12 protein-coding genes are annotated in these 12,675 nt (G+C 58.5%); all 12 read right to left on the bottom strand.

All coding sequences use genetic code 11. The features are described from left to right. Nucleotides 1-741, bottom strand: coding sequence for a pyridoxine 5'-phosphate synthase (gene pdxJ, locus ACO06L_RS19680; protein WP_202347127.1), 741 nt, complete (start codon nucleotides 739-741; stop codon nucleotides 1-3). Next, nucleotides 731-1,459, bottom strand: a complete 729-nt coding sequence (gene recO / locus ACO06L_RS19675) for a DNA repair protein RecO (RefSeq protein ID WP_202347126.1) — start codon at nucleotides 1,457-1,459, stop codon at nucleotides 731-733. The genes pdxJ and recO overlap by 11 nt, the downstream gene beginning before the upstream one ends. A 7-nt stretch (nucleotides 1,460-1,466) precedes the next feature. Next, entirely contained in the window at nucleotides 1,467-2,384 is a 918-nt protein-coding gene (era, locus tag ACO06L_RS19670) for a GTPase Era (RefSeq protein WP_202347125.1), read from the bottom strand. Then, nucleotides 2,384-3,073: a ribonuclease III gene (rnc, locus tag ACO06L_RS19665; protein ID WP_064227124.1), complete on the bottom strand. Its 690-nt coding sequence runs from the start codon at nucleotides 3,071-3,073 to the stop codon at nucleotides 2,384-2,386. The genes era and rnc overlap by 1 nt, the downstream gene beginning before the upstream one ends. Next, a complete protein-coding gene (locus tag ACO06L_RS19660) occupies nucleotides 3,070-3,459 on the bottom strand; it encodes a DUF4845 domain-containing protein (RefSeq protein WP_064227123.1) in 390 nt (129 codons plus the stop codon). The genes rnc and ACO06L_RS19660 overlap by 4 nt, the downstream gene beginning before the upstream one ends. Before the next feature lie 26 nt (nucleotides 3,460-3,485). Continuing rightward, complete coding sequence (gene lepB / locus ACO06L_RS19655) at nucleotides 3,486-4,292, bottom strand: signal peptidase I (RefSeq protein ID WP_064227122.1); 807 nt, start codon at nucleotides 4,290-4,292, stop codon at nucleotides 3,486-3,488. Between the two features lie 12 nt (nucleotides 4,293-4,304). Then, nucleotides 4,305-6,107 carry a translation elongation factor 4 gene (gene lepA, locus ACO06L_RS19650; RefSeq protein WP_202347124.1) on the bottom strand — a complete coding sequence of 601 codons (1,803 nt, stop codon included), beginning with the start codon at nucleotides 6,105-6,107 and terminating at the stop codon, nucleotides 4,305-4,307. Nucleotides 6,108-6,211: 104 nt separating this feature from the next. Continuing rightward, complete coding sequence (locus tag ACO06L_RS19645) at nucleotides 6,212-8,938, bottom strand: bifunctional diguanylate cyclase/phosphodiesterase (RefSeq protein WP_064227491.1); 2,727 nt, start codon at nucleotides 8,936-8,938, stop codon at nucleotides 6,212-6,214. Nucleotides 8,939-9,065: 127 nt separating this feature from the next. Next, nucleotides 9,066-10,490, bottom strand: coding sequence for a DegQ family serine endoprotease (locus tag ACO06L_RS19640; protein WP_202347213.1), 1,425 nt, complete (start codon nucleotides 10,488-10,490; stop codon nucleotides 9,066-9,068). Between the two features lie 135 nt (nucleotides 10,491-10,625). Next, complete coding sequence (locus tag ACO06L_RS19635; RefSeq protein ID WP_202347123.1) at nucleotides 10,626-11,075, bottom strand: SoxR reducing system RseC family protein; 450 nt, start codon at nucleotides 11,073-11,075, stop codon at nucleotides 10,626-10,628. Beyond that, nucleotides 11,072-12,091 (bottom strand): MucB/RseB C-terminal domain-containing protein, encoded by a 1,020-nt coding sequence (locus tag ACO06L_RS19630; protein WP_227715881.1) that lies wholly within the window; start codon nucleotides 12,089-12,091, stop codon nucleotides 11,072-11,074. Before ACO06L_RS19630 ends, ACO06L_RS19635 begins: the two co-directional genes overlap by 4 nt. Nucleotides 12,092-12,111: 20 nt before the next feature. Further along, a complete protein-coding gene (locus ACO06L_RS19625) occupies nucleotides 12,112-12,672 on the bottom strand; it encodes a sigma-E factor negative regulatory protein (RefSeq protein ID WP_064227119.1) in 561 nt (186 codons plus the stop codon). Between the last annotated feature and the right edge of the window lie 3 nt (nucleotides 12,673-12,675).

The following is a 12,675-nucleotide window of genomic DNA, read 5'->3' as shown; positions in this document are numbered from 1 at the left end:
TCAGGCCCGGCTCCGGGCGTGATCAATAATGGCCTTCATATCCCGGACCGCTTCTTTCAGACCGGTGAAAACCGCACGGGCGATAATGGCATGTCCAATATTCAGTTCGTTAATGCCATGGATCGCCGCTACCCGCTCGGTGTTGTGATAATGCAGGCCGTGGCCGGCATTGACGACAAGCCCTTTTTTGCGGGCATAGGCGACCGCATCGGCAATGGTTTTGAACGCGGCATTTTCAGCCTCTGACGTTTCGGCCTCGGCATACTCTCCGGTATGAAGTTCGACTACCGGCGCGCCGCAACGCACTGCGGCATCAATCTGGGCCGGGTCCGGATCAATAAACAACGAGACTTCGGCGCCAATCCGGGCGAGGCGCTCACAGGCCCTGGCCACCCGGGATTCCTGACCCTCCACATCCAGACCACCCTCGGTGGTCAATTCCTCACGCTTCTCCGGCACGAGGCAGACACATTCCGGCCGGACCTGCTCGGCAAACGCCAGCATGGCATCTGTAACCGCCATCTCAAGGTTCATCTTGGTCTGAAGCACTTCCTTGAGTAACAGCACGTCCCGATCCTGGATATGACGCCGGTCTTCCCGCGGATGGATCGTGATGCCGTCTGCCCCGGCTTCCTCGGCCACCAGTGCTGCCTGAACCGGATCCGGATACCGGGTCCCCCTCGCCTGACGGAGGGTGGCAACGTGATCAATATTGACGCCAAGCAGTACTCTAGGATTCATGGGATTCTCCCCGAAGGTGAGTGAAAAGGCTGCGACTATTCAGGGGGCGCCCCTGCAGAAGATAATCGATCAGTACCCGCATGACCCGCTTCGCCAGCCGCCGACAGCGGTCCGATTGCAGATCATCCCGGGCCAGATCCAGTAATACTTCCCCGGGCAGATTCCGCAGGCGCACACCGGCCGACAGCCCGGAAACAATGCCCTGCTCCGGATCATAACAATACTCCCGGTCAGGCTCGACGGATTGCCCCGTATCGGTGGCAAGATCCCAGGCAAAGTCGTAACCCAGGGCGGCAGCAAAAGCGAGTTCGAACCGCCGCAGCACCGGCTCCACGTCTGTGGTGTCGGAGAGCTGCCGGATGGCATCTATGTAGGCTGCAAAGAGGGTCGGATGGGGATCAGCGGCGGGCAGAACCCGCTGCAACAGTTCATTCAGGTATAGGCCACTATAGAGCGACACTGTCCGGGTGATTGTCGGGCCGGTTCGCACGTCGACCTGGGTCAGGGTTTTCAGGTCGCCCCGACCGGCCCAGTCCACCACCAGCGGCTGGAAGGGCTGTAGCTGGGCTTTCAGAGGACTTTTGGCACTGTTGGCGCCCCGGGCAATGACGGTCATCCGGCCATGGTTCAGGGCAAAGAGATCCACCATCAGGCTGGTTTCCCGCCAGGGCCGGCGGTGCAGGACATAAGCGGGCTCCTGAAGTTCAGGCCCCTTCATCGCCGTCTCAGAGGTCGTTCATGCCCAGGCTCTTCAGGGCCCGGTCGCTGTCTGCCCAGCCACGCTTAACCTTGACCCAGAGCCTCAGCATGATTTTGCTGTCGAACATACGCTCCATATCCGTGCGCGCCTCCTGACCAATCCGGCGCATCCGCTCGCCCTTTTCGCCGATGATGATCTTCTTCTGACCTTCACGCTCGACCAGGATCAGTGCGGAAATATGCAGGGTCTTGCCCTCCCGCTTGAACTCCTCGATCTCCACCGCCACGGAGTAAGGCAATTCAGCCCCCAACTGGCGGGTGATTTTTTCCCGGACGATCTCCGACGCCAGGAAACGCTCACTGCGATCGGTAATCTGGTCGTCCGGGTAGAAGTGGATACTCTCCGGCAGGAAACGCCCCACCGCCTCTTCCAGAGGTTCAAGGTTGGTCTCTTTCAGGGCCGAAAGCGGAATGATCTCGGCAAACTCACGCTTTTTCGAGAGCATTTCCAGGTGCGGCAGCAGGCTTTCCCGCTTTTCAATCTTGTCGACCTTGTTCACCGCCAGGATCACAGGGCATTTCAGCCGGCTGAGTTTCTCCAGCACCATTTCATCCGCCGTCGTCCAGGCCAGCTGGTCCACCACGAACACCACCACATCGACATCAATGAGTGCCGACGTGGCTGCCTTGTTCATGTAACGGTTAATGGCCCGGGGCTCTTCCTCATGCATGCCCGGTGTGTCCACGTAGATCGCCTGCACCGGCCCCACGGTCTTGATCCCGAGCACCTGATGACGCGTGGTCTGCGGCTTGCGGGAGGTTATGCTCAGCTTCTGCCCCAGGATATGGTTCAGTAGTGTGGACTTGCCCACGTTCGGACGGCCGACGATGGCCACAAAACCGCAGCGACTGTCCGGGTTTTCCGGACGGGTGATATCGTTCATTACTGGTTCTCCACGCCCAGTTCTTTCAGGGCGTTACGGGCTGCCTGCTGCTCAGCCACCCGGCGGCTGCTGCCGGTCCCGGTGGTCTTTCGGTCCAGCGAAGGCAGCGCACAGGATACATGGAATGTCTGGTTGTGAGCCTCGCCATCCACGGAAATCACGTCATAACGCGGTAATGGAAACTGGCGGGACTGAAGGTATTCCTGCAAGCGGGTTTTGGGGTCTTTCTGGGTATCCTGGAGATCAAGCTTTTCCAACCGGTGCTCGAACCAGCGCAAGACCTGTTCCCGGCAAGTGTGGAAGTCACTGTCCAGGTAGATCGCACCAATGATGGACTCCACCGCATCAGCCAGGATGGATTCGCGACGGAACCCGCCGCTTTTCAGTTCACCGGAGCCCAGGCGCAGGTAACTTCCGAGTTGGAACTCGCGGCCAATCTCAGCCAGCGTCACGCCCTTTACCATGCGGGCCCGCAGGCGGCTCAGCTGGCCTTCACGGGCTTTTTCGAAGTGCAGAAACAGATACTCGGCAATAACCATGTTCACAATGGAATCGCCGAGGAATTCGAGGCGCTCGTTATTCTGGTTTCCGAAGCTCCGGTGGGTAAGTGCCAGCAGAAGCCGCTCCGGCGATTTGAACTGATAGCCAATGCGCCGCTGTAACTGATCCAGATCCGGTTGTGAACTCACTTGCCCTTCATCTCATATTGGTGCTTGAAGTGAACCACCGTATCCACATTACTGAACAGGTTGTTACGCACTTCGTAATCAACATTGATAACGACCAGATCGCCGTCTTTATCGACAGAAATATTCTTGGCATCGAAACCCCGGACATTGTTCACACTGAGCCGCTTGTTAATCAGTGTGCGGACCTGGGCCGGCCCCATCTGAGAGAGGCCCTCGGTGCCATCGAGACTTTCCAGCGCCTCCTGAATCGTGATGTCATCCAGGTAGGCGGGGCCCAGCTTGATCACCAGCGTCAGCAGACCACCAAAAAACAGCACCATAACCATCATGGTCAATGCCGAAGCACCCCGCTGACGGCCCATGCCGGAAAGATTGTTTTTCTTCATTACGACTGCGCTCCAGATAGTCCGAGTTACTCGATTCCGCCTACACGATCAAAGGATGGCAGACTGGTAAGGGATTTCCAGTGCATCCAGATAGCAAAGGCCTTGCCCACCACCAGCTCGTCCGGGACCGTGCCCCAGTAGCGGCTGTCATTACTGTTGTCGCGATTGTCACCCATGACGAAATAATGGCCTTCGGGCACCAGCCACTCACCCTCACCACTGCCACCGGGCCGACCCATGGTCAGGAAAATGTCGTGCTCGACTTCACCCAGATCTTCACGGCGCAGCTCCATCGGCGGCAGTCTCGCGATAAATCGCGTTTCGACCTTCTCACCGTTGATGAACAACTGCTTGTCACGGTAACGGATATGATCGCCCGGCAGACCGATTACCCGCTTGATGTAGTTGGTCTGGCCGTCTTCCGGGTAGCGGAACACCATCACGTCGCCACGCTGCGGATCGCCAACCGGGATCACTTTGGTCCCGGCAACAGGCAGTCTCAATCCGTAGGCGTATTTGTTCACCAGAATGAAGTCGCCCACCTCCAGGGTAGGCAGCATGGACCCTGACGGGATCTGGAACGGCTCCACCAGAAAAGAGCGCAGCACCAGCACAATTGCCAACACCGGGAAAAACGATCGGCTCAGGTCGACCAGGTAGGGTTCTTTCGGTTCCTCAGATTCCGAGGATGAGCCATCACCCACTTCTCCGGCAGCACCACTGGCACGGTAGGCAGCAAGACGACGATCACGAAGAAACAGCTTGTCCGCCAGCCAGATCAGACCCGTTGCAAAGGTCAGTACCACCAGTACCAGGGGAAAATCGATATCCATCCAGGAGGCCTTTTATTTATCTACTTTCAGTACGGCAAGAAACGCTTCCTGAGGCACCTCGACATTACCCAGCTGCTTCATACGCTTTTTACCTTCCTTCTGCTTCTGCAGCAGTTTCTTCTTCCGGCTCACATCACCACCGTAACACTTGGCGGTTACGTTCTTGCGCAGTGCCTTGACCGTGACCCGCGATACCACCTGATTACCGATGGCGGCCTGAATGGCAATATCGAACATTTGCCGCGGAATCAGTTCTTTCATCTTCTCGATCAGCTGGCGACCTTTGTGATGGGCCTGCTCCTTGTGCACGATCAGAGCCAGGGCATCAACGCGCTCACCGTTGATCAAAACGTCCAGCCGCACCAGATTGGCGGTCTGGAATCGGGTAAAATGATAATCCAGAGAGGCAAAACCGCGGCTGGCCGACTTGATCCGATCAAAGAAGTCCATTACCACTTCGGCCATGGGCAGCTCATAGGTGAGCTGGACCTGGGTCGTCATGAAGTGCATGTTCTTCTGGACGCCACGCTTTTCCTCGCACAAGGCTATTACGTTGCCGATATGCTCCTGGGGTACCAGGATATTCGCTTCCACAATCGGCTCACGCATTTCCTCAATGGAACCAATATCCGGAAGCCGGGACGGGTTGTCTACCGACAGCGTCTCACCCTGTTTGGTAACCACCTCATAGATAACCGTTGGCGCCGTGGTGATCAGGTCGATGTCGTATTCCCGTTCCAGCCGCTCCTGGATAATCTCCATGTGCAGCATGCCCAGGAAACCACAGCGGAAACCGAAGCCAAGGGCATCGGAGTTCTCCGGCTCGAAAAACAGGGAAGCATCGTTCAGGGTCAGCTTTTCCAGGGCGTCCCGAAAATCGTTGTAGTCGTCGGCGCTGACCGGGAATAACCCGGCGTAGACCTGGGGTTTAACCTTTTTGAAGCCCGGCAACATCGGCGTCTGCTCGGCGAACTTCTGATGCACGATGGTGTCGCCGACGGGCGCACCATGAATATCCTTGATGCCTGCCACTACGAAGCCGACATCGCCGGCTTCGAGCATGTCGGTGTCTTTCGGTTTGGGATTGAAAATACCGACCTTGTCGGCGTTCCAGGCCTTGCCGGTGGACTTGATAACGATCTTGTCGCCTGTTTTCAGGGTACCTTCGGTCACCCTTACCAGAGACACCACGCCCAGATAATTGTCGAACCAGGAATCGATAATCAGCGCCTGCAGTGGCGCGCTCCGGTCGCCCTTCGGCGGCGGGATTTTTTTGATCAGATCTTCCAGCACATCCTCAACACCCAGGCCACTCTTGGCGCTGCAGCGGACCGCATCAGAGGCTTCAATGCCGATGATGTCCTCGATCTCCGCCGCTACCCGTTCCGGTTCGGCCTGGGGCAAGTCCATCTTGTTCAAAACCGGCACAACTTCGAGACCCTGCTCAATGGCGGTGTAGCAGTTGGCCACGGACTGGGCTTCAACGCCCTGGCCGGCGTCGACCACCAGCAAGGCCCCTTCGCAGGCATAAAGCGACCGAGAGACCTCATAGGAAAAATCCACATGGCCCGGGGTGTCGATAAAGTTCAGTTTGTATTCCTGGCCGTCACGGGCTTTGTAATTCAGCGTGACACTCTGGGCCTTGATGGTAATCCCTCGCTCACGCTCGAGATCCATGGAGTCCAGGACCTGCTCGGCCATTTCACGGTCGGTCAGGCCGCCGCAAACCTGGATAAAACGGTCTGCCAGCGTGGATTTACCATGGTCGATGTGGGCGATGATGGAAAAGTTACGGATTCGGCTCAGTTCAGTCACAGACAATGAATACTCAGTTAAGACGAAGGATTGAGCCCGGAGGGGCCGCTACCGGGATCCGGGAACGGCGTGATTTTACCGGTTACCGGCCGCCATTGCCATGATCAGGAAATCAGCGGCCTTTCGTATTGCCGGATCAGGAAGCCAATGAGGGCATCCTCGTCCAGCGGATAGCTGAACAGGTTGCCCTGACACTGGGCACAGCCGTGAGTTTTCAGGAAGCTCAGTTGCTGCGGGGTTTCCACACCTTCTGCAACCACTGTGAGGTGGAGCTTGCGGGCCAGGGCAATTACCGCGGAGGCAACATCGGTAGCACTGACATTGTAGGGTATATCGCGGATGAACCGGTGATCGATCTTGATCACATCCAGGGGCAGCTGTTGCAGCGAAACCAGAGAACAGGAACCGGTGCCAAAATCATCGAGAATCAGACAGACCCCCAAATCATGGAGCGACACCAGCAACTCCCGGAGCATTCGTGGATCTTCATTGAGCAGTTCCGCCGGCATTTCCAGCTCGAGGCGCTCGGGCGAGACGCCGGTTTCGGTGATGACCTGGCGAATCATATCCAGGAAACCGGAATCGGTCAGCTGGCGAACGGACAGATTCACCGCCATTTTCAGAGATTCGAAACCGGCCCGTTCCAGGGCCTGCACCTGAATACAGGCCTGCCTTAGGGCCCATTCTCCCAGGCGCACGATCAGGCCCGTTTCCTCAGCCAGGCCGATGAACTGCTGGGCGGAAACCAGTCCTTTCTCCGGATGATGCCAGCGCAGGAATGCCTCAACCCCGATGACCCGCTCACTGGCCAGATCAATCTTCGGCTGGTAGTGCAAAACGAAGCGATCACCATCCAGGGCCGTGGCCAACTCCTCCTGCTGCAGGAGCCGGCGCGCCGCCTTGATATTCATGGCCGGCGTGAAGAACTGGAAGGTATTGCGTCCCAGTTCCTTGGCGCGATACATGGCCAGATCGGCATACTTCATCAGGGTCCCGGCATCCTCGCTGTCGTGCGGGATCATGGTAATACCAATACTGACCGTGATACCGACTTCATGATCGTTCAGCCGGATCCGCTGGCACAGGCTGCGCAGGATAGTCTCTGCCACCTTGCTGGCGGCGTCCGAATCACTGATCCGTGACAACAGCACCACGAATTCGTCGCCGCCGAGCCTGGCAACCGAGTCCTCTTCCCGGACGCAGCCCACCAGCCACTGGGCCACCTGGCGAAGGAGCTCATCCCCGGAATCATGACCCAGGGTATCGTTGATACGCTTGAACCCGTCCAGATCCAGGAACATGAGCGCGGCCGGCTCACCGCTTCGGCGGCTACGGCTGACTACGTGGTTCAGGCGGTCGCGGAACAGCTGCCTGTTTGCCAGCCCTGTGAGCGGATCGTAGAATGCCAACCGGTGCAGCTCAGACTGGGCAGCCTTGAGCTGGGTCAGATCCCGCAGGCTAAGCACAACCCCATTGACACCGGGCACCGACAACATGGCGGTAAAGGTGCCCTCCATATCCCGCCACTGCCCCTCGGCATCGCGAATACGAACCCGGATTACCGGCATCTGTTTTCCGGGCGACTGCACGGAATCGTCAAAGCCTTTCTGTAGCTGAGGCCAGTCGTCGCCGTGAACCAGTTCTTCAAAGTCCAGGGACTGAACCTGGTCCGGTTCAAAACCGAGAATATCGAGGCTGGACGGGCTGGCGTAAAGAGCCTGCCCGGCACGATCCATCACCAGAGTGACGTTGGCAGCGCCCTCGGTAATTGCCCGATAGCGGCCGGCACTGATCTGCGCCATCAGACGTGACCGGATCAGCGCGAGCACGAAGAGGAACAGCAAGGCACTGATGACCAGGCCGCTGCCCAGAACGATCGGAGGACGCGGATCCGAGGCCAGGAAATCAAAGGCAGGCGTGGAACGGGTCTGCAACAGCCAATCGCGACCACCGTGGCTGATAGTCTGGCTCATCTGGAAACTGAATTCGTTATCGAGGGAACCCAGGTTGGAGCCGTACATGAGGTTCTGCCGCTCCACCACTCCGGCATCGTAGATCCGGACATCCAGAAACGGCGAGATCAGGCCGACGATGCCGTCGATCAGGTTGTTCATCCGGAAGGCACTGAACACATAGCCTGCCAGCATCATGCGACGCTCGGCCCGGATCTCGGGCACGGTTCCGCCCTGGTACACGGGGTAGTACATCAGGAAACTTGCCTGGTCTTCACCAAGCTCTTCCTGAACCAGCACCACCTTGGCCGTAACGGTGGGGACAGCCTCATCACGGGCCTGCTCCATGGCCCGACGATGAATGGGATCGCTGAAGGCATCGTAGCCAAGGGCCCGGCGATTGCGCTCAGTGCCCGGCTCCAGGTAAACCATGGGATAGTAATAGGGGCCACTGCCCAGCGGGTTCACCAGGTAATTATGCACCCCCTCCGCCCGGACTGAAGCAATATGATCGGCCATCTGGCGGACACCAATACGGCGAACATAGCCAATACCCTGAATGCCCGGGTAGTAACGGTTGATATCCACCTTGTCGACGTACTCGCGCCACTGGTCACGGGAAACGTCTCCGGTCACCGCGAACAGACCGGCACTACCGGCCAGCACCTGCTCGTAGTTCAGCAGGCGCTCTTCAATGGCGGATTTAAGTTGCAGAGACTGGGTGCGAAAGCGAGCCTCCGTGCGGTCTTCAACCAGCCGAATGGACACTTGCCAGAGCAACAGGGTGACAGCAATGGCAACGGCAAAAATCAGCCAGGCGACCCAGGCGTTGCGAAATTCCAGTAACTTGCGAAGGGAGAGTTCCTGTCTGTTCATCATGGGGCTGGTCCGTTCCATGGCCACTCATTTTTGTTGATTCGCTGAGTATAACAAAAGCCCCCGCAGGTGTCGTTTCCGACACCTGCGGGGGCTTTCTTAGCCTATGATCTGGCTCAGGAGAGGAATATCAGGGCTTCATCACCAGATACAGTGCCCGGCCTTGGCGAACCACCCTAACCGATACCGCCTTGCCCTCAGGCAGGGACCGCACAGCCTCGCGAAACTCCTGTAAGGAAGTCACTTTCTGGCGGTTGATTTCAGTGATCACATCCCCCGCCCGGATGCCAGCGTCAGACGCAGCACCCCGGGCAACGTTATTGACCACAACGCCGCCTTCAATGCCCATGGAGTCGGCCATATCCGCAGGCAGCGGCTCAACCATCATGCCCAAAGGCGCAGACGCGGGACCACCACTGTCACCGGAAGGCGCAGCAGCTTGCTGGCTTCCCTCCTCGGGGAGGCGACCAATTTCAACCTGAAGCTCGATTTCCTCGCCACCTCGAAGCACTCTCAGCTCGGCGGTTTCACCTACCGGAGTGCGGCCTACCATAGGCGGCAAGTCAGAGGAAAGCTGCACCTCATCACCGTCATAGCTGAGAACGATATCCCCCGACTGCAGACCCGCCTTCTGCGCCGGTGAGTCCGCCATCACTTCGGCAATCAGCGCACCGCGAGGCCGTTTCAGACCAAAGGACTCGGCCAGGTCACGATTTACCTCCTGAATCAGCACCCCGAGCCAGCCGCGGGACACAGAGCCCTTGTCACGCAACTGACGGAACACATTCATGGCATCGTCGATAGGAATGGCAAACGAGACCCCCATGAAACCGCCAGAGCGGGTATAGATCTGGGAGTTGATGCCCACCACTTCACCTTCCAGATTAAACAGGGGCCCGCCTGAATTGCCCGGGTTGATTGCCACATCGGTCTGGATGAAGGGCACATAGTTTTCCGATGGCAATGACCGCCCCAAAGCGCTGACGATGCCGGCAGTCACCGTATAGTCGAATCCGAAGGGCGAGCCGATCGCAAAGACCCATTCACCAACCTTCAGATCCCGGGACTGGCCTACCTTCACCACTGGCAGGTCATCCCCGTTTTCAATCTTCAGCACGGCCATATCGGAACGGGGATCGGTTCCAACCAGGGTAGCAGGCAGTTCGCGACGGTCGTTCAGGCGCACGATGATCTCATCAGCACCTTCAACCACGTGATTGTTGGTCAGTACGTAGCCGTCCGAGGATACGATGAACCCGGAGCCCATGGAACGTCGGGGCTGTGAGTTACCCGGCCCGCCACCAAACGGAGACTGCGGGCCGCGGAAGAAATCCTGGAAAAACTCGGGGAGTTGTTCGAGCTGACGCTCATCAAACGGCATCCCGGGGGCGCGGGAATTCCCGCGTCGGGGTTCGGTCGTTGTGCTGATATTCACCACAGCACCCGCATTCTCCTCAACCAGCTCGGTGAAGTCCGGCAAGCTTCGGGCTGCACTGGCCTGACTCCAGCCCACCAACACCATGGCGGACAGAACGAGAAACAAAACAGCCGGCATCCTTCCGGGTATAAAGTTCTGTGACGGTTGGGCAACTGCTGTTGCACTCGACATGTGGTACCCCCTGTTGTTCTAGCATATACGCGTAAATTTTGGGCTCACCCCACCGATTTTCAACTTACAAAACCGTAGGATTTACAGACAGTTTTCAGAGGAATTCCGGTTTACCCGGACCAGACGGGGCTCATAATCCCTGCCGCCTGCGCGTTGCAATTTTCGCCCTGCAAAAAAGCCCAGGGCCAGGCCAGCAACGGCAGCCAGCATCGCTGCGCCATCGTGCCCGCCGGACAGCTGGTGACCGAGGACACTTGCAACCACCATAAGGATCAGCGGCAAGGCGTAAACCAGAAGCGAAGCGCCCAGCAACGCCTGCTCATCAATACCGATAGTGACTTCATCCCCAACCCTGGCATTGATCGAGTTGGTCACCAGAATCTGATTGGCGCGTCCACCAGACGCCGCCGCCAGTACTTTCTGACCGCAGCCGTTGCGGGCGGCACAACTCTGACAAGCACTGGTTCGAATCGTCTGGACCCAGACCCGGTCGCCCTTGAGCGCGACAACCTTCCCGGTTTCGGTAATCACGATTCACCCGCACCCAGGGCCAGCGAGTCTTCAATGCGCACCGACTCGGCGACCTGCCGGGCTGTTTGCGGTGGCAGTTCGCCCACAACAGTGACCAGGAAGGCGTTGTCTCCCTCCTTTACCTGGTGCATGTAAACTGTCGTGGCGCCGATTTTGGAGGCGCCAGTGGGCATGGTTACCGGACCAGCCGGTTCAACGAACACTGAAAAAGCCGCCAGGCCATCGGAGAAGGCAACCGCCTGCCCCTTGCCGGAGCGGGGCGCTGCGGCGGGTACGAATCCCTCCGGGCGCCAGCCAAGCTGCCATCCGTCCATACGCTGTACCACAGATGCCGAGGCAGGGGGTTCGTCCAGGGTTCTGGAGATTTCCCTGCCCTGGGTACGAATCACAAACTCGCTGTCGGGAATGTCTTCGCCGATGTGAAGACTGGTGAACTGGAACTGCTCAAGCACCTCGCCCTCAGCGTTCCGGACATGGCTCTTCACCAGCAACCCAGTGGATTTTTCCAGCCAGAGCCGATGGCTATAGCGGTAGGAATCTCTAGCGCTCAGCGCCACAGAAACCACCTCATATCCGGCAACCCGATCGTCACCTTTCATCTCTGCCCGGTACCAGCGGCTAACCGGCACCAGCTGGCTGGTGAATGCTTCGGCAAACGGCCCCGAGGGAATGACCTGATCAAGCTGCACACGGCCTGTTTCAGGAAGCACGCAGACCACGTTCATGCCCTTGCGAACAATTTCGCCGCTTCCGCCGTCCTGCAGCACCAACCGCTCTTCAACAACACCATCATTATAGCGATGCGCAATTTGCATGGAGTGCACACTCTCACCACGGGCGTAAACGAACACGCCGCGATAGGAGGTCATGTTCAGAGCCGGCCCGAGCCTTTCGAGCCAGGCGGCAGCCTCATCTTCTTCCGCAGCAGACAGCGGAGGTCCTGCAAGTGTAAGCAGAATACCAACAACCACTGACAGCGCACGGCTTCGGGAAAAATCTTTGAAGGCTTGAGGCATGATTACACTCGCTCCGGGGTTCAGTAGCCGGCACCGTTGGCGCTGACCAGGCGGGCATAGCCAACGGCGCCCCGCCCTGCACCAACGCTGTTGTGCTGTGCGTGTTCCAGCAGGTAGCGACTCATGTATTCCCACTGCTCCTCATCCAGACCCTGCAGGGCGATCTCCCTGACAGGCTGATTCTGAACAGGCGTTTCCGGTGCGGCCGCTGTCACGGGCTGAACCGGCCCCGGGCCGGACGAATCCCAGCCGGCGCCAGCCCCAAATCCGACCAGCAGCGCCATGGCCACCATGGCGGCCGCCGGCCAGTGCCATCGGCCCGCCTTATTGGCCTGAACAGCGGGCTCTGGCCGGGACGTCCCGGAGCCGCGGCCATCAAGCAGTTCACGGACGGCCAAACTGACGTCCATACCATGGGCCGGGGAGTGGCCATCATGCATAAGGTCCCGCACGTCCTGCCAACGCTGCCACTGCGCCCGAACCTCGTCCTGGCTTTCGTGTGAAAGCAGGCGACGTACCGAAAGCTCGTCGGCTTCGTCGTCCATCATGGCGGACAGTGTTTCTCTGAGACGATCATCCATGGG

This window comes from Marinobacter sp. (assembly GCF_965229985.1).
GTDB lineage: Bacteria > Pseudomonadota > Gammaproteobacteria > Pseudomonadales > Oleiphilaceae > Marinobacter.
This window is presented reverse-complemented; position numbering and strand designations above follow the sequence as displayed.